This window comes from Nonlabens sp. YIK11 (assembly GCF_001413925.1).
Taxonomy (GTDB): domain Bacteria; phylum Bacteroidota; class Bacteroidia; order Flavobacteriales; family Flavobacteriaceae; genus Nonlabens.
The window spans coordinates 2,505,259-2,530,750 of record NZ_LBMJ01000001.1; the positions used below are offsets into that span (position 1 = coordinate 2,505,259).

28 protein-coding genes and 1 riboswitch are annotated in these 25,492 nt (G+C 41.3%); of the genes, 14 read left to right on the forward strand and 14 right to left on the reverse strand.

Features of this window, described 5'->3' with window-relative positions:
- Positions 1-9 precede the first annotated feature (9 nt).
- Complete coding sequence (locus AAU57_RS11315; protein WP_055413015.1) at positions 10-1,296, forward strand: DUF2254 domain-containing protein; 1,287 nt, start codon at positions 10-12, stop codon at positions 1,294-1,296.
- 419 nt (positions 1,297-1,715) lie between these two features.
- Here AAU57_RS11315 and panB read toward each other — a convergent pair whose 3' ends face one another.
- On the reverse strand, positions 1,716-2,534 hold the full coding sequence (panB, locus tag AAU57_RS11325) for a 3-methyl-2-oxobutanoate hydroxymethyltransferase (RefSeq protein ID WP_055413017.1): 819 nt from the start codon (positions 2,532-2,534) through the stop codon (positions 1,716-1,718).
- Positions 2,535-2,590: 56 nt separating this feature from the next.
- On the opposite strand from panB, the gene AAU57_RS11330 reads away from it, so the two are divergent.
- On the forward strand, positions 2,591-3,064 hold the full coding sequence (locus AAU57_RS11330; protein ID WP_055413018.1) for a hypothetical protein: 474 nt from the start codon (positions 2,591-2,593) through the stop codon (positions 3,062-3,064).
- Here AAU57_RS11330 and AAU57_RS11335 read toward each other — a convergent pair whose 3' ends face one another.
- Genes AAU57_RS11335 through AAU57_RS11345 form a run of 3 tightly spaced genes read right to left on the reverse strand, consistent with a single transcriptional unit; the run spans position 3,065 to position 5,464 of the window.
- Positions 3,065-4,573 carry a PH domain-containing protein gene (locus tag AAU57_RS11335; protein WP_055413019.1) on the reverse strand — a complete coding sequence of 503 codons (1,509 nt, stop codon included), beginning with the start codon at positions 4,571-4,573 and terminating at the stop codon, positions 3,065-3,067.
- The gene (locus AAU57_RS11340) at positions 4,566-5,069 is read right to left on the reverse strand and encodes a PH domain-containing protein (RefSeq protein ID WP_055413020.1); all 504 of its coding nucleotides are present in this window, start codon (positions 5,067-5,069) and stop codon (positions 4,566-4,568) included. Before AAU57_RS11340 ends, AAU57_RS11335 begins: the two co-directional genes overlap by 8 nt.
- Positions 5,066-5,464, reverse strand: coding sequence for a nucleoside triphosphate pyrophosphohydrolase family protein (locus tag AAU57_RS11345; RefSeq protein ID WP_055413021.1), 399 nt, complete (start codon positions 5,462-5,464; stop codon positions 5,066-5,068). Before AAU57_RS11345 ends, AAU57_RS11340 begins: the two co-directional genes overlap by 4 nt.
- Positions 5,465-5,511: 47 nt before the next feature.
- On the opposite strand from AAU57_RS11345, the gene AAU57_RS11350 reads away from it, so the two are divergent.
- Positions 5,512-5,733 carry a hypothetical protein gene (locus tag AAU57_RS11350; RefSeq protein ID WP_316931654.1) on the forward strand — a complete coding sequence of 74 codons (222 nt, stop codon included), beginning with the start codon at positions 5,512-5,514 and terminating at the stop codon, positions 5,731-5,733.
- Between the two features lie 154 nt (positions 5,734-5,887).
- Here AAU57_RS11350 and AAU57_RS11355 read toward each other — a convergent pair whose 3' ends face one another.
- Positions 5,888-6,898 (reverse strand): hypothetical protein, encoded by a 1,011-nt coding sequence (locus AAU57_RS11355; RefSeq protein ID WP_055413022.1) that lies wholly within the window; start codon positions 6,896-6,898, stop codon positions 5,888-5,890.
- Between the two features lie 250 nt (positions 6,899-7,148).
- On the opposite strand from AAU57_RS11355, the gene AAU57_RS11360 reads away from it, so the two are divergent.
- Positions 7,149-8,120 carry an alpha/beta hydrolase gene (locus AAU57_RS11360; protein WP_231717810.1) on the forward strand — a complete coding sequence of 324 codons (972 nt, stop codon included), beginning with the start codon at positions 7,149-7,151 and terminating at the stop codon, positions 8,118-8,120.
- On the opposite strand, the gene AAU57_RS11365 is transcribed toward AAU57_RS11360, so the two are convergent.
- A complete protein-coding gene (locus AAU57_RS11365; protein ID WP_055413023.1) occupies positions 8,121-10,085 on the reverse strand; it encodes a TonB-dependent receptor plug domain-containing protein in 1,965 nt (654 codons plus the stop codon).
- Between the two features lie 122 nt (positions 10,086-10,207).
- Positions 10,208-10,410, reverse strand: a riboswitch (cobalamin riboswitch).
- Positions 10,368-10,694, reverse strand: a complete 327-nt coding sequence (locus AAU57_RS15065) for a hypothetical protein (RefSeq protein WP_231717811.1) — start codon at positions 10,692-10,694, stop codon at positions 10,368-10,370. Its footprint overlaps the riboswitch before it by 43 nt.
- A gap of 13 nt (positions 10,695-10,707) precedes the next feature.
- Between AAU57_RS15065 and AAU57_RS11370 the strand changes: the two genes are divergently transcribed.
- The 8 genes from AAU57_RS11370 to AAU57_RS11405 all read left to right on the forward strand — a co-directional run bounded on the left by AAU57_RS11370 (position 10,708) and on the right by AAU57_RS11405 (position 17,438).
- Entirely contained in the window at positions 10,708-11,685 is a 978-nt protein-coding gene (locus AAU57_RS11370) for an ABC transporter substrate-binding protein (RefSeq protein WP_231717812.1), read from the forward strand.
- Positions 11,682-12,680, forward strand: coding sequence for an iron ABC transporter permease (locus AAU57_RS11375; protein WP_055413025.1), 999 nt, complete (start codon positions 11,682-11,684; stop codon positions 12,678-12,680). The genes AAU57_RS11370 and AAU57_RS11375 overlap by 4 nt, the downstream gene beginning before the upstream one ends.
- Complete coding sequence (locus tag AAU57_RS11380) at positions 12,680-13,444, forward strand: ABC transporter ATP-binding protein (protein WP_055413026.1); 765 nt, start codon at positions 12,680-12,682, stop codon at positions 13,442-13,444. Before AAU57_RS11375 ends, AAU57_RS11380 begins: the two co-directional genes overlap by 1 nt.
- Positions 13,445-13,518: 74 nt before the next feature.
- Complete coding sequence (gene rmuC, locus AAU57_RS11385; RefSeq protein ID WP_055413027.1) at positions 13,519-14,976, forward strand: DNA recombination protein RmuC; 1,458 nt, start codon at positions 13,519-13,521, stop codon at positions 14,974-14,976.
- A 109-nt stretch (positions 14,977-15,085) separates the two neighbouring features.
- Positions 15,086-15,706: a SatD family protein gene (locus tag AAU57_RS11390; RefSeq protein WP_055413028.1), complete on the forward strand. Its 621-nt coding sequence runs from the start codon at positions 15,086-15,088 to the stop codon at positions 15,704-15,706.
- Complete coding sequence (locus AAU57_RS11395; protein ID WP_055413029.1) at positions 15,690-16,406, forward strand: DUF3307 domain-containing protein; 717 nt, start codon at positions 15,690-15,692, stop codon at positions 16,404-16,406. The genes AAU57_RS11390 and AAU57_RS11395 overlap by 17 nt, the downstream gene beginning before the upstream one ends.
- A complete protein-coding gene (locus tag AAU57_RS11400; protein ID WP_055413030.1) occupies positions 16,403-16,771 on the forward strand; it encodes a hypothetical protein in 369 nt (122 codons plus the stop codon). Before AAU57_RS11395 ends, AAU57_RS11400 begins: the two co-directional genes overlap by 4 nt.
- Positions 16,772-16,889: 118 nt before the next feature.
- A complete protein-coding gene (locus AAU57_RS11405; protein WP_055413031.1) occupies positions 16,890-17,438 on the forward strand; it encodes an acyl-CoA thioesterase in 549 nt (182 codons plus the stop codon).
- 51 nt (positions 17,439-17,489) lie between these two features.
- On the opposite strand, the gene AAU57_RS11410 is transcribed toward AAU57_RS11405, so the two are convergent.
- The 4 genes from AAU57_RS11410 to rpmH all read right to left on the reverse strand — a co-directional run bounded on the left by AAU57_RS11410 (position 17,490) and on the right by rpmH (position 22,007).
- Entirely contained in the window at positions 17,490-18,377 is an 888-nt protein-coding gene (locus AAU57_RS11410; RefSeq protein ID WP_082438613.1) for a P63C domain-containing protein, read from the reverse strand.
- Entirely contained in the window at positions 18,367-18,762 is a 396-nt protein-coding gene (locus AAU57_RS14880) for a transposase (RefSeq protein WP_082438614.1), read from the reverse strand. Before AAU57_RS14880 ends, AAU57_RS11410 begins: the two co-directional genes overlap by 11 nt.
- A gap of 125 nt (positions 18,763-18,887) precedes the next feature.
- The gene (gene carB, locus AAU57_RS11415) at positions 18,888-21,740 is read right to left on the reverse strand and encodes a carbamoyl-phosphate synthase large subunit (RefSeq protein WP_055413032.1); all 2,853 of its coding nucleotides are present in this window, start codon (positions 21,738-21,740) and stop codon (positions 18,888-18,890) included.
- A gap of 102 nt (positions 21,741-21,842) precedes the next feature.
- The gene (rpmH, locus tag AAU57_RS14885; RefSeq protein ID WP_082438615.1) at positions 21,843-22,007 is read right to left on the reverse strand and encodes a 50S ribosomal protein L34; all 165 of its coding nucleotides are present in this window, start codon (positions 22,005-22,007) and stop codon (positions 21,843-21,845) included.
- Between the two features lie 79 nt (positions 22,008-22,086).
- On the opposite strand from rpmH, the gene AAU57_RS15070 reads away from it, so the two are divergent.
- Positions 22,087-22,263 carry a hypothetical protein gene (locus AAU57_RS15070; RefSeq protein WP_156340124.1) on the forward strand — a complete coding sequence of 59 codons (177 nt, stop codon included), beginning with the start codon at positions 22,087-22,089 and terminating at the stop codon, positions 22,261-22,263.
- Here AAU57_RS15070 and AAU57_RS11420 read toward each other — a convergent pair.
- Positions 22,256-23,155 (reverse strand): GyrI-like domain-containing protein, encoded by a 900-nt coding sequence (locus tag AAU57_RS11420; protein WP_055413033.1) that lies wholly within the window; start codon positions 23,153-23,155, stop codon positions 22,256-22,258. The two genes, AAU57_RS15070 and AAU57_RS11420, sit on opposite strands and share 8 nt — an antisense overlap.
- On the opposite strand from AAU57_RS11420, the gene AAU57_RS11425 reads away from it, so the two are divergent.
- Complete coding sequence (locus tag AAU57_RS11425; protein ID WP_055413034.1) at positions 23,154-23,669, forward strand: hypothetical protein; 516 nt, start codon at positions 23,154-23,156, stop codon at positions 23,667-23,669. The two genes, AAU57_RS11420 and AAU57_RS11425, sit on opposite strands and share 2 nt — an antisense overlap.
- A gap of 59 nt (positions 23,670-23,728) precedes the next feature.
- On the opposite strand, the gene AAU57_RS11430 is transcribed toward AAU57_RS11425, so the two are convergent.
- Together AAU57_RS11430 and AAU57_RS11435 are read right to left on the reverse strand one after the other, a co-directional pair.
- Positions 23,729-24,565, reverse strand: coding sequence for a hypothetical protein (locus tag AAU57_RS11430; RefSeq protein ID WP_055413035.1), 837 nt, complete (start codon positions 24,563-24,565; stop codon positions 23,729-23,731).
- A gap of 9 nt (positions 24,566-24,574) precedes the next feature.
- Positions 24,575-25,480: a ribonuclease Z gene (locus tag AAU57_RS11435; RefSeq protein ID WP_055413036.1), complete on the reverse strand. Its 906-nt coding sequence runs from the start codon at positions 25,478-25,480 to the stop codon at positions 24,575-24,577.
- Positions 25,481-25,492 lie beyond the last annotated feature (12 nt).

The window sequence follows — 25,492 nt, forward strand, 5'->3', positions numbered from 1 at the left end:
ATTTAACGCATGATTATAATTACTCGACTGCGTTCCTTTTTCAATGTAATTACTAGCACCATTGCATTCTATCCTACGCTATATTCCATCGTAGCCATATTTTTTGCATTTGCCATGATTTATGCAGAATCTAGAGGCGTATCAGGATTTTTACAGGAAAATGCTCCGGTTCTAGTCATCAACAATAGGGATACCGCGCGCAACCTATTAACCACGCTAATTGCTGGTGGTTTAAGCATGTTAGTATTCTCCTTTTCCATGGTAATGCTACTATTGAGCCAGGCAGCTGCCAACTATTCACCACGAGTATTGCCCAGCCTTATTTCCAATAGAAAGCACCAGACGATATTGGGAATATTTCTCGCGATGATCCTGTACAACATCATCACCATGATGGGAATCGAACCTGATGGCGATAATTATCAATTACCTGGATTCTCTGTCCTGATAGGAATCATAAGCGCCGTGTTTACTTTAGGAGCATTCGTTTACTTCATTCATAGTATTTCCACCAGTATCCAGATCAATAACATATTGAAGAATATTTATACGCTTTCGCGAAAGCGTCTTCAATACCTAGTCGATGAAAACGATTACGGTCAGGAATTTCCCGATTCGTCTGGTTGGTACACCTACCACGCCACCCGAAGTGGAACCATACAAAACATCAGCATCTCTGGTTTGCTAGACCTTGCCAAGGATTGTGATACCAAATTTGACCTGATTGCTACAAAAGGGCTGTACGTTTTTAAAAATCAGGAGTATATCAAGTCAGAAAAAGAACTTACTGATAAACAGGTCAAGGAATTAGGGAAAAACTTCAATTTCACAGAATCTGAGTTAGTAAGCGACAACTACGTCCTGGGATTCAAGCAAATTACAGAGATAGGAATAAAAGCCATGTCACCTGGAATCAACGATCCAGGTACGGCCTTAGACACCATCAATTACCTAACGGAGTTGTTTGCACTGCGCATGCAAAAGAGTGATAAGAGCATCGTATTGGATGAGGATGAAAATCCTGTCATCAATCTCAAAACCATCACATTTAAAGAACTCATCTTTAACGTACTGGCACCCTTTAGAACCTACTGTAAACACGATGTTACCGTCATGCAAAAACTACTGGACATGATCGCACAGTTATTGCGGTTTGAACCTATCAATGAGGACTATAAAGAAGTGTTGCACCGTGAAGCGAGCATGATGATACAGGACGCCAATAATTCTATTGAAAATCCTATCGATTTATTGGTACTTCAAGGTATTTATGATCGAATGGAGATCGTTAGCTAATCGATAAAAGTCATTTTGTTTTCCATATAATACGATTCTGCTAATACTATATCTTTTTTTATCATCGAGATCTATTTGTATAATGTCAAATAAACGCTCCTCTTTGATATGGCACCTAACCAGTCTGTGCTTTGAAATTTTAAAATTCTTTTGCCAACTCAAAATAAATCTCTTTTCCCAAAAATGAGCTAGACCTTTATCGCTTAGCAAAACTTTTATTTTTCCCAGAGCTAAATATCTTGAACCTAGATATGCAGGTACAACAACCAAAATAAATAGAATAAAGCTACTCCATTGATATTTAGAAAATGGGAGAAATTCTACAAGTGAAATTATCAATAAGAAAAATAATAGTGAAAAGGCGATTATGAATCGGCGTCTTGAATGAATATTTATATGGTATGTCTTGGTCTTCAATATCAATACTGCTCTTCCTCGTTAGGGAAATCAGAGCTCTTCACATCGCTAATGTATTGAGAGACCGCACTGCCCATATCTTCATAAAGATTCATGTAACGTCTCAAGAATCTTGGATGAAACTCGTGAGTCATCCCAAACATGTCGTGAGAAACCAACACCTGGCCATCAACGCCACCACCGGCACCTATTCCTATGACAGGAATCGATAGGCTTTCAGCGACTTCTTGAGCGAGTTTTGCAGGCACTTTTTCCAGCACTAGCGCAAAACATCCCAGTTTTTCCAATGCAAGAGCGTCATTCTTTAGCTTTTCGGCCTCTTCTTCTTCCTTGGCTCTTACTGTGTAGGTTCCAAACTTATAGATCGATTGCGGTGTCAGGCCTAAATGCCCCATGACAGGAATACCAGCGTTTAGGATGCGTTTGATGGATTCCATGACCTCGCTGCCACCTTCCAGTTTCACCGTATGGCCGCCACTTTCCTTCATGATTCTAATGGCAGATCGCAACGCCTCTTTAGGGTCACTTTGATAACTACCAAAAGGCAAATCCACTACCACCAGCGCACGCTCTGTACCACGCACGACGCTACTTGCGTGATAGATCATCTGGTCTAGTGTGATAGGCAAGGTGGTCTCGTGACCCGCCATTACATTACTTGCACTATCGCCCACAAGAATTACATCCACACCAGCACTGTCGATGATTTTGGCCATCGTGAAATCATAAGCAGTCAACATGCTTATTTTCTGGTGGGTTGCCTTCATCTCAGTCAGAGATTTGACGGTAATTCGTTTGTATTCCTTTTTGGCTGTGGACATATCTTCGTTTTGTGCTGTAAAAATAGTAATATTAAAAACACTTAAATGGAACTATCATGTTGAAACCTGTTCTTGTGCTGGTTGTTTTTCTCGCTTTCGCGAAAGCGAACTCACAACCAGCCACAGCCACCACATCATCTACCGTGTTGCTTTACAATCAACCCGCAAGCAAGGCCGTGGAATCCTTTTTCCAAAACTTTCATGCACAAGACACGGTTGCATTGAAAAACCAATTCGTCAACGGCGCTTCCATGCATTCCCTTGCCATCAAAGGAGATGAACGCACCACGAGCGCCTCTACAGTCAATACATTTTTGAAATCCATTGCATCCATTCCTGCAAACGTAACTTTTGAAGAACGCCTTACTTCGCTTAAAACCGTTGCAGATGATCATATCGCCAGCGTTCACACAGATTATGAATTTTATGTGAATGGCAAGCGTTCCCATACCGGTCGTAATGTCTTCACGATGGTTTTTGTGGATGATGCGTGGAAGATCACCCAAATTACAGACACAAGGATCTATTAGCTACATCCAGTTGCGGTCTGACAACAGCACCAGATTGTGCAGTTTATTCTTAAGTTGGGTAACCTGCCTCTCATTGAAGTAACGCAACCCTCGAGAACCTGCGGCAGTATGCACAGTAAAATGGATTTGCTGGCGGCGTTTCAAAAATATACTGCGCCATTTTTCTACCGCTTGGATTTTATAGATGGGAATGAGCATGGTTTTATGAAAAAGCCATCCAGATCGCAGGACGACTAACTCTTCATCAGACTGGATTTGTGTCCTTTTACCATTGCGATACGACACAAAAACCATCCAGCCGAACACCAAAACAGCCACGGCAGCTAATGCATAAATTTCCAAGTAAATGGAGATCGCACAGGCCAAAATCAGCGGTAAGGCAACGATGTAAAAAGTCAATCGGGCATGTGAGATGGCGATGGAGTCCATCTGGCTTGCGTCTGGATCCATTCCATGATCAAAAATCAAATCCTGCAACAACTCCATCATTTGCGGGCTACAGGCTGGAACTTCTGCTCCTGTAAGGGAAATTCCCTGCGATTGAGCTTGATAGATTTTGGCCGTTTGATAATTCAGCAACCTGCGTAATGGGTTGGTATGAAATTCCAGAATCTGAATTTTCTGGATAGGTATTTTAATCTCGCGTCTATTAAGCAATCCCATTTCGATTTCAAGATAATCACCGTTGCGCCGCAAAGTGTATCCATAATATTTATTGAAAACCAATACGACACTAACAATAACCGATGCGATGATAAAAACGATGGCTGCCATCACGACCAGACTCAAGCTTGCATAACCTACCATGTTTTCCCATTCAAAACCCTCAAAGACATTCCCGTAAAAACGCTCTACAAAATCCCTGATATTATACCAGAACCCGAACACAACTCCCAATGCTAGGCCACCACTGCGCAAATGATTTTGGGTAATGCCTATTTTAAATAAATCAATTATTCCTAGGGATAAAAGCTCACTCCTCTTTTCAGATCGTTGTTTGTTAGGAGCATCGATAATTTCCTCTGTCAACCCTTCATCAACAACTTCCTGATTTGAGGTTTGTAGACTCTTGTCCTGCAAAAGATTTTTAAAAGATTCTGCAAAATCGCGGCTTAGTCCAGGTATTTCTAGTTCTTTAGCTTTAGAGCCAGCGGTCTCTACTTCTACTGCTACCAATTGTAAAATACGTTGGACCAAGTTTTGGGTAATGTTGACAGATTGGATGCGTTCCAGCGGTATGGCCTTGCGTTCTTTATTAAGGACTCCTTTTTGAATGATCAGTTCATCGCCTTCTACATAAAAGGTGAAAAAATAATAACTAAGCAGTGGCGAGAGTAATCCTAGAATAACCACCAGCGCCGTAAGGCCTATGACAATCCTATAATCACCAAAGTTATTGATCCCAAATGCGGAATATAGCGCAACGGCAATCAATGCTTTTACATTCTTGAAGACATATAATAATATGCTCTTGCGGCTTTGTCTCCTAGGTTCGCTTAGATCAAGCATGCATGGCTGTCTTATGAGAGATAAATTCTTTGAGTTTTTTGGCGTCTTCTGGATCTAGCCCAGAAAGACTAAGGTCTGAAGAACTACCACCAGCCGTATAAATCTCCAATTCACAAAGATTGAACAATCGGTCAATGGGACCATCTTTGATCTCCGTGTGTTGGATCCTGTTAAAAGGCACTGTAGTCTCGTGATGGAAGATCCATCCATGTCTATAGGTAATGTCCAGTTCTCTTAAAACATAACCGCGCACAAAATACTCTTTGTAAGAAAGGAATAAAGCCAGCACCAACAATAGCAACCATACGGGAATGACAGACCACGTAAACCACGGCTCATCAAGAATAAAAATAAAGGTAATGGCAGCAATCAGCAAAGGCACAAAAACGATAAGCTTTGCAATCAATTTTTTGTTTAGAAAACGTTTGGGATGCTTCTTAAACTCTGATGTTTCTAATGGCGGTAGCTCTGCTGGATAAATCTGATCGTTTGTCATGATTGTAGGTGCTTGTTGAGAATGGATCCAAAATCAGGCTTGAAGTAGTCAGGTCCCTTCAGGACCTTACCATCTTCTCTATAAATAGGTTCTCCATCTGCTCCTAGTTTACTCATGTTGGAACGCTGTATCTCGTTAAAAACATCTTCAATGACATCCTGCATACCATGTTCAATGATCGTCCCGCAGAGTATATACAGCATATCGCCCAGCGCATCTGCTACTTCAATAAGATCATCATTTTTTGCAGCTTCCAGATATTCCTCATTTTCCTCACGCATCAATTCATAGCGCAACAGCTTGCGCTCCAGTGAGATGTTAACGGTAGGTTGATCCTGAATGTTTAATTTAAAGGCTTTGTGAAAGTCGCGTACGGCGTTGATATTCTTCTTCATGGATTATTGATCTATTGTATTGTAATTTTACAAAAAATATGACCATTATGAGTTTACCCTTTCTTGCAATTAAAGATCCCATGTTTTCAAGTGGTCAACTCATCTTCGCTGCGGTATTTTTTGTGGCTTTTGTGATCCTGATTTATTTCATGTACGGTAAGGATAAATTATTGCACCGTAAGAATTACAAAGGCGTCAAATGGATTTTGCTGGGTTTCCTAGCCTTTTTCTTATTACTACTGGCAATCAAGTTTGGTTTGAAACAGTAGCCCTATTTTCTATCTCGCTTTCCTGCCTGTCCGGCAGGCAGGCGCGAAAGCGTAACATTCCTCAATACTATGGAACAAAAAAAGAGACCCTAGATGGGTCTCTTCTCTTTTCTACAATCTACTCTACAAATTGCACTTGAAAAATCGTTGTATGTTATTCTACGTTAAGGTAGATGCTTGAGATTCCTGAAACGGACTGTTGCATCTTCGGTCTTGCGTTGCCTACAGTGGTAGTGTCAAAGGATAGCGCCATGCCACCGTTGGTGCTGCGCTCTGCTGCATAGAGTACCTTTCCTACATTGTCGTACTCAAGGTCTACCGGGTTGCCCAACATGGTCTCTGAACCGCTTACCGTGGTCACATCCGTGATGGTACCGTAAGCCTCAAGACCGCTGTAGATCACTGAGAAGTTCTTGATCGTGTGGATCGCTCCGTCGCTGTCGTTCAATGGGTTTCTGACATCGGCAAGGAATAGTTGGTCCTCTACCTCGTCATAAGTGATTCCTCTTAGGGACTGTGCACCTTCAATGGTGATCTGGTCGTCTGCGGTAAGTTCACCACTGTTGTTGGAGAAGAAGTCGTTGTAGACGGCTATTCTACCACTGTTGTCCACGGCTGCATAAAGAGTGTTCCCGGCAAGGAAGATTCCCCAGTGCTGGTTACCTGTCTCGTAGATGTTGACCAATCTTACAGAGTTGGGCGTAGACTCATATACATAGAACTTGTTGCTGTCGCGTGGTCCAACTGCATCTGCAGATACCACGATGCGGTTTCCAGAGATGGCAATATCTCTTGGGTTCTTCACCTGTACGTCAGATCTAAGTGATGGAGCGAGTGCCGATCCGGACTCATTGTTGTTTAGGTTTTCAAAGACCAATACATTACTCTCTGATCTTGATGCCTCAAAAAGACAGTCATTGAGTGGATCGTAGTGGATGCCGTTACCATCGGTACTGGCGCTCTGGAAAGACTTATTGGTGATGTTGTTGGCATCGGTAAGGTCGAACATGTTGATCTTACCAGATGTGTTGCTGCCTGTAAACAAGGTCACTTTGGGACCGCTTAGCGGTGCACTGGTATCGTCGATACCTTCAGAATCTGTGGAGCAGGAAACAAATGTTGCTGCGGTAAATAGGATAGCTGCTGTTAGGGTAAATTTTTTCATTTTGTAGAGGTTTTTGATTGTTATCGTTTTAATGATGGTTCAAATATGGGAGGTTTGAACACGATAAACAAACATAAAACATCGATGAAATGCATTAAACACAATTAAAACGTTGTATTACAGACTATTAAAACATCATGTTAAAATTATCTTAATACGCACTTAAACAGATAATCGTGTATTTAAACGAGGTAAAAGGTAGGTTTTTAAAATTTGATTCTTTATATATTTGATACTCAACCTTAGTTTTATGAGCATGACCCAATCGTTATCAAACCTTTCAGCACGCAGTATTCTAATATCCGTATTTATTGCTGGCTTAATGGGATGCAAGGATCGCAGTCCAAAAAATGTTTTTGAACCAAATCCCTTGATTTCAAAAAACGAACAAGTTATCATGCAGCCTATCTATCAGGACACGATCCTTTATTATAATGACTTTGAATCTGCTTATGTGGACAAACGCAATGTTGAAATCTGGTTGCCTGCGGGCTACCCTAAACAGGATGTGAAGTATCATGTGCTATATATGCACGATGGACAAAATGTTTTCAATAAAGAAACTTCCAGTTATGGCACCGCATGGGAAATCGATGAGAAAATGGACTCGCTGCTTGATGCCGGCGCCATATCGCCCACGATCGTTGTGACATCATGGAACACCGGTAAAAAACGGTTTAGCGAATACATGCCTCAAATGCCAGATGATGCGGTGGAATCCGCTTTCGCGAAAGCGCAATTAAAAGAAAACACTGGATACGACCGTCTCTACAGCGATGACTATCTCAAGTTCATGACTCAAGAACTGAAACCATTTGTAGACCAAAACTTCCAGACGTCTACACTACGTGAAGATACTTTTCTCATGGGAGCGTCCATGGGCGGTTTGATTTCCATGTACGCCATGATGGAATATCCAGACGTTTATGGTGGTGCGGCTTGTATGAGTACTCACTTTCCTATTCCCATTTTAGGTGAAGGCATGATGCAGGATATTCCCAACCGCATACCAGATCCTGCTACCCATAAATTTTATTTTGACTACGGCACCTTAACTCTTGATGCTGCATATGAACCGCATCAAAATAGGGTCGATAAACTTTTTGAAACGACAGGTTACAACGCAACTAACTATAGATCCATCAAATTTGAAGGTCATGAACACAGCGAAAAATTCTGGAGCCGCCGCGTTGCCACACCGCTGGTTTTTCTATTAAAATAATTATAGGTTGACTCGCAAGCCTAGTTTATAATTGCGTCCACGTGTTTGGAAACCATAAAGTTCAGTAAAATCCTCATTAAAGAGATTGGACACTCCACCAAATAATGTGAGGTCCCTATTTTTTAATTTATAGGTAGCATCAAGATCTATTAATTGATAAGCCTCTAAGGTGACTGGATCTGTAGTAAAGGTGGTATTGTTGAAAAAAGCGTCCTGTCGTGGATCATTGTATTGGTATCTCAAGGTCAAAAAGGTGCGGTCCAGAATTTTAGTTCGCAGGGAAGCATTGACTTTTTGTTTAGGCACTCGCGAGATAATCAAGTCATCCGTCCTATCTGCAAAGCTATAATTGGCTGCAAGATCAAAACGATCTGCGATTCTGGTTTGCAATGAGGCTTCAAACCCAAACACCTGTGTGTCGACCGGTGCATTTTCATACCTTCCTTGAAAAGTAACGGGATCAGAAACAAAAATCACTTCATTTTCTGACCTGCGGTCAAAAACACTCAAGGTTAAACTGGTGGTTTTTTGAAACCACTCCACGCCTACTTCTCTGGTTTTATTGGTTTCTGGTTGTAGATCTGGATTGCCCAAATTAAAACTGCGATCAAAAAGCTGATACAAAGACGGCGTGATGTACGCCGTACTGTAACTTCCATAAAACTTCAAGGTCGAGTCCTCTAACTGAAAATCCCATGACGGATTGACGCTGTACACCAACTCACTATCATAATCACTGTGGATGTTGTAACGTATTCCCGTATTCAAATTGAAACCAAAACCACTTTCATAAACGACATTTGCATAGGGATCATAAATTTGGAAATTAGTTTCATCTTCATCAGCTGTTTGTTCAAAACCTGTACTACCAAAAGGAATCGCATCGCTCTCAAAACTATTGGTTCTAAAATTGAAACCTAAAATCGTTTTCAACTGATGGGAACCGTCTGCCGATAGGTCAAATGCATATTTATTAAAGAGGTCTAAAGAATAACCGTCGGAATTGAAAACCGTAGGCGAACCGCTGCGCGTGTCTCTTCTTGTATGTGTACTTACATCATTGTAGACGATAGAACCTTGGTCGGCATATTTATATTCTGCATTGGTTCCCCAACGTATCTGGCGGCTGTAGGTTTCATTATCGGCATCTGTGAAATCAAAATTGTCAAATTCTGCAGTATACTCATCAAATGATACATAGCTGGTTAACTTAAAGTTATCGTTGTTGTCATAACCTATGCGACCCAAACCATTGATTCGGTTAAATTTATCAGGCCTTGCAGCACTTCCATCCAGTGGTTCTACGGCACTCAATCCATAGGTATATTGATGGTGAAATCCAGCGGCATAGGTCAATCCATTTTCCAATCTGCCGCTTGCGTTGATGGAGTTGGTCACTTCATCTGGACTGATTTCCTGATCTTCAGCACTGGAATTAGTACCTACAAAAGAGCCTATGGAAACTCTCAGTTTTTTTCTTGCGGCCTCTTTCAATTTAATATTGATGACAGCCGTACCAGCATTAGCTCCATAAAGCGAGCTCGAGGCGCCTTTCAATATTTCAATTTCTTCGATTTGGCCTAGATCCACCAGTCTTAGATCAAAATCACTGGCGATCAAACTGGGATCGTTCACTTGCGCGCCGTCAATCAAGAACGACACCTGGCGATTATTTCCACCGCGAATGAAATAAGACAGATTTTGCCCAGCATTGCTGCGTGCACCGTTAATCTCTATGCCGGCGTATTGGTTCAACAAATCAGCCAGGCTGGCGGCGCTTTGCTTTTCAATGTCTTCTTGAGTGATTTTTATCACAGGTTTGCCACTATCCTTGCGCTGCTGCTCAAATTTAGAAGCTGCGGTAACGGTGACTTTTTCCAGCTTTGTGGTGGTGGAATCTACTTGTGCGATGGCACTTATGGCCATCATTGAGAATAAAGCGGTACTTAGGTATTTGTGGATCATCGATCTTCATTAGACCGGGAAACAAGCGTGAAGAAAATTAGCTGGCAGGCATCAAGAAGAAACCCGCCAAACAGCGTTAATACACCAACAAAATTTTCATCGCCACCTCTATCCCGAAGGTTACAATTCAAATTTGTTATGGCAGGTCTCCTGACTTGAATATCTCATCGCCTTCCCAATTTCTCAGTGGCGTTACATGAAATCCCGATTTCTCGGGCTGCACTAATAGCACAGATTCTCTACAGTTGCGGGAACAGTTCTGGATTTGCACCAGATTCCCTTTTAATACGACTCGTTGTTTGATGCAGTTGTTTTGAATGTTTTCGCTTTCGCGAAAGCGAACTCACCACCTAGATCCTGCAACGAGGCATAACCTATAACAAGTCGCAAATGTAATGACAACTTTAGACACGCCAGCATAACTCTGGAACATTTCCCAAATGCGGAAAGGTTCCATGGAATAATTCTATTTTTGGGGTCTATGAATTCAAGGTTTCTACTCGTCATTCTTATCCTATCGAGCATTTTTGTTTCCTGTAAAAATGAAAATCCAGCTGTTCCAGCGACGGCAATTACGGTTACCGATACGCTAGAGGTCAAGTACGCCAAGGGATTTGACCTTATGAGAATCAAAGATGGCTATCGACTCATGATCAATAATCCGTGGCCAGGATCTGCAGACACATTGCAATTGGATTTCAGTACAGATGCCACGGTTGGAGACGTGCAAATCCCAGTAGAAAAACTGATCGCGACGTCCACGACGCACATACCGCCGCTGGAATTACTGAACGAAACCGACAAACTCATAGGCTTTCCAGATACGGACTACATCAGTTCTCCAGCGATGCGGGAACGCATTGATACTGGTGATGTGGAAGATCTAGGTTCTAATGAAGACGTCAATCTAGAGCGCACCATTTCATTAGTGCCGGATCTTGTGATAGGATACGGCATTGATGCAGATAATCCTACCTATGATCGTATGATGGAAGCCGGTATTCCTGTACTCTACAACGGCGACTGGACAGAGCAACATCCGTTAGGTCGTGCAGAATGGATCAAGGTTTTTGGGATTTTGTTTAATAAGGAAAAAGAAGCCTTTGCGATTTTCAAAAAAATAGAAGCCGATTATCTAGCAGCAAAAGCAAGTGTTCAAGATCTAGACAAGCCTACGGTAATCGCTGGCGCCACGTGGAAAGATGTCTGGTATTTGCCTTATGGCAATTCCTGGCAAGGACGCATGATCAATGATGCTGGAGCAAACTATATCTACCAAGAAACCCAAGGTTCTGGTTCACTGGCATACAATGTAGAAACCGTCCTGAATGATGCTCAAAATGCCGATTTCTGGATTGCGCCTGGACAATATACTTCTTACGAGCAATTGCTGGCCGACAATGCCTCTTATGAGTTATTCAAGGCATTTCAAGAAAAACAACTGTTTACTTTTGCAATGCGCAAAGGCCCAACTGGTGGCGTTATATATTATGAATCTGCCGCCATGCGACCTGATCTGGTTCTCAAGGATTTGATCGAAATATTTCATGGTAAGCCGCAAGAGAATGATCTCAACTTCTTTGATCCTTTATCTGATTGAAAACGTCCACTTATATCCTTCTTATCACGTTGCTGCTCCTACTTTTTGTAGCAGACATTGCCTTGGGATCTGTATATATTTCTTTATCTGAAATTTGGGGGCTTTTTCTAGATGCGCCGGATACCACTAATAATTACATCATTACGCAACTGCGTTTACCACGTGCCGTCATGGCTGTGTTGACCGGCGCTGGTCTGGCCATTGCTGGGATGCTCATGCAAACCTTGTTTAGGAATCCGCTAGCGGGACCGTTTGTTTTGGGGATTTCTTCTGGTGCGGGATTAGGTGTCGCGATCTGTATCATGGGCGGTTCTTTACTGGGTTTTTCCATGGTGTCAGGATTGGGCGTGATTGCTTCCAGCGTTTTGGGAAGTCTCGCAGTTTTCTTGCTGATTCTCTTGATCTCATTACGTATCAAAGACACGATGGGATTGTTGATCATAGGCTTGATGGTAGGCAGTTTGAGCAGCGCTGTGGTTGGAATACTGCAATATTTTAGTCCCAGCGAGCAGTTACGACGTTATGTATTTTGGGGATTGGGCAGTTTGGGAAACCTCACGTGGAATGAACTTGCGGTCATTGCCGTATTGGTGATCATATCACTCGTAGCACTGTTGCTCATCATCAAACCACTCAACGCGTTGTTACTGGGCGAGACCTATGCCCGCAGTCTGGGAATCAACATTACTAAAACACGCTGGATCATCATCTCTATCACCTGTATATTGGCCGGTAGCATTACCGCTTTTGCAGGTCCTATCGCATTTATAGGCCTGGCCGTACCGCACATCGCACGACTCATCATGCCCAGCATGGATCACAAAAAACTGATTCCGTTGGTGATTATTATTGGTGCATCGCTCCTACTCGCTTGCGATATCGTGGCGCAATTGCCATTTTCCAACTATTCGTTACCCATCAATGCAGTGACATCGCTGGTAGGCGCACCACTCGTGATCTGGCTCATCGTTAAAAAGAGATACCTTCGCTTCTAATGCTGGTTTTACAAGACATACAGATAGGTTACGATCAAGAGATTCTTGCAAAATGTGTGGGTCATATCGCTTTCGCGAAAGCGAAATTCATATCCATCATAGGTGCAAACGGCACGGGCAAGTCCACCTTGTTGCGATGCATGGCAAACGGCAGCCATTTATTGGGCGGAAACGTATCGCTCAACGGCAGGTCTATCACACAAATCAACCTAGAGGAACTCTCGCAGCACGTCTCGATTTTGACTACAGACAGATCCATCAGTAAATCCATCACCGTGAGGCAATTACTGGAAATAAGCCGTGCACCGTACACCAATTTTTTGGGAAGTTTGACCGCAGCAGATCAGGAAATCATCGACAAAACCCTAACCGATTTTGAGCTACTCGACCTTCAAAAAAGACAGCTTTCAACGCTAAGTGACGGCCAGCTGCAACGTGCATTGATCGCGCGATCCTTAGTTCAAGATACCGACTATATTTTGATGGACGAGCCTACCAACCATCTGGATATTCATCATAAAGCCGAGTTGTTGATGTTGCTCAAAAACCATTGCCAAAACCAGAGCCGCACCATTATATTTTCTTCTCATGAGATTGCCATGGCCACAGCACTGGCAGATCAAGTCGTGTATATCCACGATAGCTACATCAGGTTCAAAAGCATTAAGGAATTCAAGGAGAAGAATATTCTAGAGCAGCTGTTCCCATCGCCGTTTCTAAGCTGGGAACATGGAAGTTATCGACTGCGGCCTGGAAAAGATTAAATGTGGATAACTGCTCCGCGCAATTTTGAGATGACCTTATTTGACTTTGTAACTTTACGCTAAATCAATTTTTTATGACGGCAGATGTGTTTGCGGTAGTGTTACTGATCGCGGGATTGTTGGTAGGCGCCTTGGTAGGCTGGTTTTTTGCCAAAAACAAATTCTCTTCACCGCTCCAGTTTTTGGAAGCAGAAAAAGAACGCTTGAACCTTCTTGTAGAAGAAGGCAAACTGGTCCTAAGAGAACGTGACGAATTGCGTAATGCTCAAAGTTCCCTGAATGCAGAAATCCACCAGAAAAAGGAAACACAAGAAGAACTGCGCACTCGACTTTTAAAAACTGAGGAAAACTATAAGGAACTAAATCGTGAAAAAGAACACTTGAGCGTACAACTTGCCCAGATGCGTACCATTCACGAAAAGGCCGAGGAAAAATACGAGCAGTCTCAAGCAGAATTGGAAAAACTCAACGAGAAGTTCACCAAGGAATTTGAAAACCTGGCCAACAAAATCCTGGACGAGAAAAGCACCAAATTCACGACTCAAAATAAGCTTAACATCGAGCAGATTTTGAATCCGTTACAGGAGAAGATCAAGAGTTTTGAAAAACGTGTGGAAGACACGCATAAGGATACCATCGATAGACAAAGCTCATTGCGCCAACAAATCATTGGATTGAAGGAGCTCAATGAGCAGATGAGTAAGGAAACCAGCAATTTGACCAAGGCATTGAAAGGAGATTCCAAAATGCGCGGAAATTGGGGTGAACTGGTGCTGGAACGAGTTCTAGAAAAATCAGGTCTTGAAAAAGGGTCGGAATATGAGGTGCAGCAAAGCGTCAAAACCGAAGAAGGCAAAACCTATTTCCCTGATGTTGTCGTGCATCTACCTGGCGGCAATAAAATGGTGATCGACTCCAAGGTTTCCCTAAATGCCTATGAGCGCTGGGTCAATGAAGAAGATGAAGCGCAACAACACCTGCATTTAAAAGCGCACGTCGCTGCCTTGCGCAAACACATCAGCGATTTGTCAGATAAGAATTATCATGAATTGTACTCGATTGAAAGTCCAGATTTTGTGTTGTTGTTCATTCCAATAGAGCCGGCATTTGCGGCGGCCTTGAACGCAGACTCAACAGTTTATACAGATGCCTTTGAAAAGAATATTGTGATAGTAACGCCTACGACTCTGCTCGCGACATTGCGCACCATTGACACCATGTGGCAAAATGAAAAGCAACAAAAGAATGCCTTAGACATTGCAAAAGCTGCTGGTGCGCTATATGACAAATTTGTAGGTCTTACTGATGATTTGATCAAGGTAGGCGCTCAACTCGATACAGTTAAGAAATCCTATTCTGCTAGCATGAATAAGCTAACTGATGGTGCCGGTAATTTAGTAGGACGCGTAGAGCGTTTGAAAAAATTAGGTGCGAAAGCCAACAAATCAGTCAATGAGAAACTGGTACGTCGTGCGGTAGATAACGATCCAGATTATCTAGAGCTGGATAGCCCAAATGACGATGAAGAATAATTATTACGCTTTTACGTAATAATTCAATTTATTACGTTTTTAGGTAATATTTATGATTATTACGTATGTATGTAATATATTTACATTATTACTCATTTACGTAATACTTATGAAAGTAGTTATAGCTGGTGATATCATCAACTCACAACAAAATGATCCTGAAACCTTTGTAAAGGTATTAAAGGATATTTTGAGCGAATATTCCAGTGATGGACTTTTCCAAATCTACCGCGGTGATAGTTTTCAGGCGCTAATAAAAACTCCTGAGCTTGGTCTATATGTAAGTATTAAAATAAAGGCAGCGTTGAAGAGATTTGGAGATCTAGATGTTAGAATAGCGATTGGCTTAGGGAATGTAGAACTAATCGAAAACAACATCGCCGTTTCTACGGGCAGCGCCCTTACAAAATCTGGTATGCTGCTAGATTCACTGAAAGAAAAAGGTGTGAATATGATGGTCCAATCAGGTCATCCACTTGATGATTATTTCAACTTAACTTTGAAGATGGCCTGCTTATATATGGATCACTGGACACAAAACAGCGCAGAAGTCATTGTTGCGGTCATGGAGCATCCAGGCATCACACAAGAAGCCATAGGTAAAATATTAGGAGTACAGCAAGCAACCCTAAGCCGAAGGCTACAGAGAGCCAACTGGAAAGAAACCAGTGAGTTGATCGATCAGTTTGCTCAATACTATAAAGACGTAAGTAATGATTCTATTCTTTAAACTTCTCATCGCCCATTTTATAGGAGACTTTTTCCTGCAGACTAACGACAGCGTTAAAAGCAAGGAAAAGCGCAAGATCAAATCGGTTGCACTATACGTTCATGTATTGATCCATGGAGCGTTGGTGATGATTCTGCTATGGGATATATACTTGTGGTATATTGCGGTAATCATCATGGCGTCTCATTTGGTAATCGATCTGATCAAACTGTATGGGACAAATAAGAAAAACAAGCGATGGTTGTTTTTGATGGATCAAGTAGCCCATGTGGCGGTCATCGTATTAATCGCTTTGATCAAAGGCTATGATGCAGACTTTACCTATTTCTCATTTCAAATTCCTGCTCAGACCTGGTTTTTTATCGCCTGCATCCTTTTCCTTACCACGCCTATAAGCATAGCGCTTAAAATGTTTTTTACAAGATGGAAATTAAATCCAGAAAACGCTGGTATCGACTCGCTTAAAAACGCAGGCAACTGGATAGGAATCATAGAACGACTGCTGGTTTTTGTATTCATTGTCGTTGGCCAATTTGGTGCTGTTGGATTTCTACTGGCAGCCAAATCAGTTTTTAGGTTTGGAGATCTCAACAGAGAACATAATATGAAATTAACGGAATATGTATTGATCGGGACTTTGCTTAGTTTTGGCATCGCAATACTTACGGGTATAGCCTTTCAACAAATGACCGGATTATGAAAAAAATATTAGGCGTTATCCTCGCAACCATCGTCCTGCTGGCTATTATTTGGTACAGCTTTCTATATTTTGCAACCTATTCAGACGGGTACCGCAGCGGTGAATTGATCAAATTTTCCAGTAAAGGTTACTTGGTCAAAACCTGGGAAGGCGAGATCTCTCAAGGCATCAGTGGTGCTCAAATATTTTCCTTCTCGGTCCTGGACGAGGAAAAAGAAGTCATTGAAAAGCTACAGGAATATCAAGGTCAATATGTGAAACTCAAGTATGAAGAGCGCTTCGGCACCTTTTTCTTTTGGGGTGACACCAAGTATTTCATTACCGAAGTCTCGCTGGAGCAATCGCCACACTTTAACCGCAATTAAACCGTGACCTGTTTTCAGTAACAATTGCCCATTGTGATGCAATTGTTTTTGGTATAGTTCGCTTTCGCGAAAGCGTAATCAATAGAAACTCACTGCTATCGACTCAAAGCTCAAACCCATGTCAAAGATTTTCAAAACGCCCGAGGAATCCAGAGTCGTCATATCCATGTTGATGTTGCCATCGCATGCCAATTTTTCTGGCAAGATTCATGGCGGCCATATCCTATCATTGATTGACCAGATCGCTTTTGCCTGCGCGTCAAAACACAGCAACAACTATTGTGTGACGGCAAGTGTGGACGTGGTAGACTTTTTAGCGCCTATAGAAGTTGGTGAGATGGTTACCTTAAAAGCTACCGTCAATTATGTAGGAAACACTTCTATGGTCGTAGGCATCAGAGTCGATGCTGAAGACATCAAATCTGGCGATAAAAAGCATTGTAACTCCAGCTATGTCACTATGGTGGCCAAAGATGATGAAGGTAAAACCATTGCCGTACCTGGACTTAAATTAAGTAGCGATACGCACATCAGGAGATTTGCCCGAGAAATACGCCGCAAATCCATCAAGAGAAACAGTTCCAAAGAAATGAAAGCCACCAACTTTAATGCTGAGGAATTTGTGGAACTGTTGAAGGATTATAATGTGGAAGTCCTACAGTCATAAAATGAGTGAATTTTTCCAACAAGTAATTTCATAGGTCAAATAAAGCTGATTTTATTCATCCAAAAACATATCTAGTTGATCACCACTTTTAGGGTATGCCCTTTCAACAAGTTCGGTATATTTTTTCCAACTATTAGTTGCTCTTGCTAAAGCTATTAAACCTCCAAAAAATTCACGAAGTTTTGGCTCACCAACCTCTTCAGTTAAGAACTGAAAATGCTTATACTTACGATGACCTTTACTATTCTTCGGATTTTTTTTCTCTAGCTCTTTTAGTATGTTTGGTGCGATACGTTCATATATATATTTATTCGTCCATTTTCCGATAACGCTAGGTCGTTTCTGAGCATTTTGCTCTCTCCAGTCCCAATTATTAAGTCTAAACCACTGCTTGTAAAGCTCTAAAGGAAAAGTTACTCTGTATTTTTTAGCGTCTTCTAACAGATATTGATCAAGAATTTTTTGTAGAGCATCCTTTACCCTAACATCTTGATAACCTGTTGCCTCATCGACCAAGGCAGTGATACCTAGCTTAGACAAAGCCAAAAGTAAAATTTCGCTTGCTCTCGCAAGTGGCATTTGTTGAGGACTCAACTTAATAGCTTCTCTAGCATCTAAATACATCTTACACATCAATGGTAAGATGTTCGCATCATATCCTTCTAAATCTGATCCGTTTTTAGAGGTATAGGAAATAGTATTCAAAGTTTGTCTTAGCTCTTCATTTATAAAAGGTTGAAGGTTATTGGCATCTATGAATGCTGGCATATTCGGCACTCTAACCTCTCCTATTTTTCTACCTCTTTTTGTTCTACCAAAAGCTTTGAAAACAGCCGACTGAGTAATTACCCTAGTTTCGTCTTGTAAAACAGCAACACTAAGTTCTGTATCACCAATTTTAATCTTCCCTTCATGTGTGGCTTTCAAATTATTTTTCATAATCTATTATTTTAAAAGTTAAAGAATCTTTCCGCCTAAGGTCAGAAGATATCATCTTAGTCATCCGTAGCGCAGAATCTTTTGCAATATTTAATTCTTGCGCTAATTCCCTTATCGAATATTTCCTTTCATAATTTGTAAATAATTCGATGGCTAAAAACCACTTTTGCAAGTCAATTCTAGTTTTGTGAAACATCGTGTTTACCGTTACACTGAATGAAGTGTTGCAATTATTGCATTGATGTCGATATTTTTTGCTGTAAGCAGTCGTTGAATCAGAAAAACAATAAGGGCAAATCGGTACATTTTTCCACCTTAACTCCTCCAGAAAATGAATACAATCTAAATGTGTTGGAAAACGATTATATACTTCAATTAAATCCAATTATCTATCTTTATCTATGACAAAATTAAAGATTATACGCGTATTAAAACTATCTTTGTCTATGACACTTTAAAAAATGTATAAAAAAACCCATTATAAAAATGGGTTTTAAAACTTTAGTGGCACTACTTACTCAAATACATCCTACGTCTCGCATACAGCTCATAAAACTCATCATCTTTTAAACTGTCTACAAACAAGATGCTTTCTCCAGTAGATTTCATTTCTGGACCCAATCGTTTGTCAACGTTAGGGAACTTGTTGAATGAGAATACCGGCTGCTTGATGGCATAACCTTTCAATTGTGGGTTGAAGTCAAAGTCTGTGACCTTGTTATGCCCTAGCATCACTTTAGTAGCGTAGTTTACGTAAGGTTCTCCATAGGCCTTTGCAATAAACGGAACCGTTCTAGAGGCTCTAGGATTGGCTTCTATGATGTAAACAATATCGTCTTTGATGGCAAATTGAATGTTGATTAACCCAACTGTTTTTAAAGCAAGTGCGATCTTTTTAGTGTGATCCTTAATTTGCTGCATTACCAGATCGCCCAGGTTGAATGGCGGCAAGGTGGCATTAGAATCTCCCGAATGTATCCCACAAGGCTCTATATGCTCCATAATACCTATGATGTAGACGTTCTCGCCATCACATATCGCATCTGCCTCTGCTTCTATCGCACCATCCAGATAGTGATCCAGCAATAACACGTTGTTTGGGATTTTTCTCAAGATGTCCACCACGTGTTCTTCCAATTCTTGTTTGTTGATCACGATCTTCATTCCTTGTCCACCTAGGACGTATGAAGGTCGTACCAAAATCGGGAAGTCCAGTTTATCGGCCACTTTCATCGCCTCGTCTGGAGATGTTGCGGTATCAAATTCTGGATATGGAATATTGATATCCTGCAATAAAGTAGAGAATCTACCACGATCTTCAGCTAGGTCAAGTGCCTCAAAGCTGGTTCCCATTATTTTAATGCCGTAGCGATCCAGTTTTTCGGCCAATTTCAATGCTGTTTGACCACCCAATTGTACGATCACTCCTTCTGGCTTCTCATGACGTATGATGTCATAGATATGTTCCCAGAAAACTGGTTCAAAGTACAGTTTGTCTGCCGTGTCAAAGTCGGTAGAAACCGTCTCTGGATTACAGTTGATCATGATGGCTTCATAACCACATTCCTGTGCGGCATAAACACCGTGGACACAACAATAATCAAACTCAATTCCTTGTCCTATACGGTTAGGTCCAGAACCTAATACAATGACTTTTTTCTTATCAGAAACAATGCTTTCGTTTTGTGCAGCGCGCTTCCCATCAGGTGTTTCCATGTCTGCTTCAAAGGTGCTGTAGTAATATGGCGTTTCTGCTTTGAACTCTGCAGCACAAGTATCTACTAGTTTGTAGACGCGATTGATATTCATCTCTTCGCGCTTGGTGTACACCTCAGATTCCAAACAGCCCAGCATGTGTGCGATTTGACGATCTGCAAATCCTTTTTGTTTTGCTTCTAGAAGTAGCTTTCGCGAAAGCGAACTAATATCAAACTTTCCTATCTCCAACTCCAACTCATGTAACTCCTCAAATTGTCTCAAGTACCACATGTCAATGCGTGTGATCTCATGGATTCTGGACAGAGATATTCCCATGGCGATGGCGTCGTAAAGGGCAAAAACTCGATCCCAACTTGCGTTGGTCAACTTATCAATCACCTGATTATAATCGGTATAGCCTTTACCGTCTGCGCCTAAACCGTTACGTTTGATCTCCAGAGACTGTGTGGCTTTATGTAAAGCTTCTTGGAAGGATCTACCTATTCCCATCACCTCACCTACGGCTTTCATTTGCAGGCCTAATGTGCGGTCAGAGCCTTCAAATTTGTCAAAATTCCATCGTGGTATTTTAACGATCACGTAATCCAAAGTAGGCTCAAACAATGCCGAAGTGCTACCGGTAATCTGGTTGCTCAACTCGTCCAGAGTGTAGCCCAGTGCTAATTTTGTAGCAATTTTTGCAATAGGATATCCAGTGGCCTTAGATGCCAGTGCACTAGAACGAGACACTCGCGGATTGATCTCAATTGCGATGATGTCTTCTCTTTCATCTGGGCTCACAGCAAATTGAACGTTACAACCACCTTCAAATTCACCTATGCTGCGCATCATGTGAATCGCCATGTCGCGCATCTTTTGGTAGGTACGGTCTGACAAGGTCATCGCAGGTGCCACCGTGATGGAGTCACCCGTATGGATTCCCATGGGATCCATATTTTCTATGGTACAAATAATAACTACGTTGTCATTTTTGTCCCGTAGCAATTCCAGCTCATATTCCTTCCAGCCCAACAAGGCTTTGTCAATCATGACCTCATGAATGGGCGATACCTCTAGACCCAGCTGCAATAACTCGTCATAGTCCTCTTCTTTATGAACGATTGCTGCACCAGCACCACCTAGCGTGAACGAAGATCGTATACATAATGGAAAACCAAATTCCTGTGCGATTTCCTTACCTTTTAGGAAAGAGGTTGCTGTCGCTTGTGGAGCCATACCAACCCCAATCTTGCCCATCAATTCTCTAAACTTCTCTCTATCTTCTGTGATGTTGATAGCATCTATATCAACACCTATCAAGTCGACATTGTGATCTTCCCAGATGCCTTTTTCCTGTGCTTCAATACATAAATTCAAGGCTGTCTGTCCGCCCATGGTAGGCAATACCGCATCGATTTGTGGATGCTCTGCAAGGATTTTACGTAAGGACTTGGTTGTTAATGGCAACAAATATACGTGGTCTGCCATAGACGGATCTGTCATAATGGTTGCTGGGTTGGAATTGATCAATATGGTTTCAATTCCTTCTTCTCTCATTGATCGCAATGATTGAGAACCTGCGTAGTCAAATTCACAGGCCTGTCCAATAATGATGGGTCCACTACCTATTAATAGTATGGATTTTAGATCTTTTCTTTTTGGCATGGGTATGTTTTTGTGGGATGTTCAAATTTCGTTAATGTGCGGGCATAAAAAAAGGCGTTACTTCTAAAAAAGTAACGCCTATAATTTATAGAGGATAAATCATTATCTCTTATGTCTTCTTTCAGTTGAAACAGAAAGTTTCTTGCGTCCTTTTGCTCTACGACGTGCAAGAACTTTACGACCATTTGCAGATGCCATGCGCTCTCTGAAACCGTGCTTGTTTCTTCTCTTTCTCTTACTAGGTTGGTATGTTCTCTTTTGTGCCATCGTGTAATTCTATATAATAAAAAGGTCGAACCTTAATTTTTAATCGGGTGCAAAGATAGGAAGTCTTTATAACTACACAATGTTTACAAGTAAAAATAATTGGGAAAGTTCACACGTTATCAACATTGCCTTTATTCTATGGGAATACACAAGTCAACGATACACTTTTTATGTGGATGATCCTGGTAATTGTTATGGTAGATTTCAAAAGACGCCGGTGCCGCTTTTTTATGGCCGCTTTCCTGCATCTATATAAAGAGGCTTTTCCAGGCCTGCTCAAACTCTGATAATCCTATTTCCATAGGTGCAACGATACAGCGATGCGACGGCAACTGCAATAAGGAGACCTCTCCAGCAACCTCGACCTGTTTATTGAGTAAGATACAGGCACTTATCCTGACCTTATCGGGCGCTGTGGTTTTGGCACTGTCGTGGTAGACCGTCACCATTTTCACATTTGGTGCGTCGAGTAACCCTTGATCTCCAGCCCAGTTAACAAGTTTGTCATAGCTACCAGCAACGTTTTGAAAACCTATGGCAGTGACTCCTGCAAGTTGCATTTCTGGGACCTGCTTTATTTGGATACTAGTGTTCATGCTTAGCCATTTAAGATGTTCCTTAATACTGCAAATGTATTTTTGAATAACCAGATGCCTTTGTCCATTCTTTCTAATTGATGAATGGATCTTGTTGTTAGTGTTTGTAACGCTTTCGCGAAAGCGAACTGGACTCAAACCGTAATACTTCTTAAAAGATCTGGAAGAGCTACTTGCACTATTGAAACCGTACTCCAGATAAATCTCTTGAACGGAAAGATCACGTCTATGCATCAATAGTGAGGCGCATCGTTCGATGCGTTTACGGTTGATGTAAGTAAGCAGTGGCTCATTGGTAATCAACTTGAAGATCCTATGAAAATGAAAAGCGGAATATCCTGCAACAGCTGCAATCTTTTCCAGAGATAGATCTTCATTCAAATGCTCATCGATGTAAAAAAGAGCTTTATCAACACGCTGGATATAGTCTGCTGGAACAGTTTTATTCAAAATAACAGGCAATTCTTGAAGCGGTAAAGGTATATGAAGTCTTTGAGTTACGGTAAATGTAGCGCGTTGTCTATATTTGCAGCCCCAAACGAAACTACTCATGTTCAATAAAAATATTAAGTTGGTGCTTGCCGTACTCGTCGTCGCATTTGCCGTCTATCAATTTACTAGAAACGAGATCCTTACCGGTATCATGTTGATACTATTGGCTGGAATTTTTGTCATTTTATATTTTTGGAATGAAATGATCATTTTGGCTTTTCTAAGATTAAGAAAACAAGATTTTCCTGGAGCTCAAAAATGGCTAGCTCGCATCAATGATCCTGAAAAAGCACTAGTTACAAAGCAATTGGGATATTACAATTACTTACAAGGTTTGATGATATCACAAACCAACATGACCCAGGCTGAGAAATATTTTAGGAAAGCAATTAAAACTGGACTCAGAATGGATCAAGATCTTGCCGTGGCAAAATTAAATCTTGCGGGAATCGCAATGACTAAAAGACGCAAACGCGAAGCCACTACCCTACTTAACGAGGCTAAAAAACTTGATAAACACGGAATGCTGACCGATCAGGTAAAAATGATGAAGCAACAAATGAAGAAAATTTAAAAGTCTTGACTTTTAAAAACCTAAAAATCCCGATTTACAGATCGGGATTTTTTTTGGTTTTACCTTCTAAAAGAATCTGAAAAATTGTAGGCCTCAGCTTCCAATAAATTGAAGCCTCTTCCTTGAATAAGCTCATCAAGAAAGTAGAAGGAGTAATAAAATAATGAATGGTATTCCACATAAAAGAGATCTGTAATCTTATCGTATGCTTCATTTTTAATCCATCGATTACGCTGCGGTAATATTAAATTATTCAATCCAGCATATTCATCCAATTGAAAAACGTGAACCATTTCATGATTAATCAAACTGAAGTTGTTCTTAAATGATTCTCTCAATACTATGGCATTACCATGAGTGATCCCGAAAGCATTTGGTAACCTTTCATCGTCTCTTATGAATATTGGAGTTCCATAGGCTAATGAAAGTCCCGTATCGAAGTCGTTACCAATAGCCGAGTATATCGTGAGAGTCATGGACAATGGCTTGATTAAAGGTCGCCATGTGACGCCGTTTTTGAATCTGAATTCGTTTCTAACAAACCCTAGATTGAAATTAACTTGATCAAACATTGGTCTATTGGCAGCTGCATTTTCAATAATGGAAGCGCCAGAATCATGAATGATTTTAGAGGACCACGCAAGATGCCATTCTTCTTTACTATTGACTTCTGCAATTAATTTTTTGCTACTATAGAGTAATGTTCCACCGACAGCTCCTTTCCAAGCACCGTCAGAAAAAGCTTCGTTCCATTTTTGTTCTGGCGACTTATTGATTGCTGAACCAAAACCACCTGTCAAGGTTCCCAATAAAAGATTATATCCAAGAATTTCCAGATCTGACTGTGAATGAGAACAAATCGAGAATAAAAAAAATAAACAAAGAATTTTTTTCACAGTCCGAATCTAGATTTCAAAAACCTTACCGTCCAGCGCACAATGACTGTTTTCAAAAATAGGTCGTGCCTCGTCAGTAAACATGTCGTAGGATTTGTAGCGACTGGAATAATGGCCCAAGATAAGCATACCAACGTTGGCCTTTCGTGCAATCGCAGCAGCCTGCGCCGCAGTACTGTGCTTGGTTTTTTTACATAGATCCTCGTGCTGTTTCAAAAAGGTACTTTCATGATACAAAGCCGTAGCACCTTTGATGTGTGTGATGATATCTTCCTTATACATTGTATCACTGCAAAAAGCATAGCTTTTTGCTGGATCTCCATCTGTAGTTAATCGTTCATTAGGGATCACCTCACCATTTTCTCTAACATAGTCAGCACCTTGTTTGATTTTGCGGTAATAGGCTTTTTCGATATTCAGCTGCTCACAAGCGATGATATCCAGGTGTCGCTCGTTGGGTTTTTCTTTGAATAAATATCCATTAGTATACACGCGATGATCCAGAGGAATGGTACTCACCGTGATGGAGTCGTCTTCAAATATTTGTACAGATTTGGTGGCTTCCAATTCGGTAAAATGAAGCTCAAAAGGCATATAGCTATTGCCCAACTTCAATTGAAGCTCGATCATTTCCTGGATACCTTTAGGTCCGTAGATATGCAGTGCCTGCTCACGACCCAGCAAGCAAAACGTGGAAATTAGACCTATAAGCCCATACACATGGTCGCCATGCAAATGTGAAATAAAGATATGCTTGAATCTCGCGAACTTAACACGCTGTTTGCGTAAGGCCATCTGTGTTCCTTCTCCGCAATCGATCAGAATTAAATGGCCTTTTATTTCCAATACCTGAGCTGTAGGACGAGCTTTATCTCGTGGTGTGGCACTGTGACAGCCTAGGATGGTTAGTTTCAATTTTTGTGACTA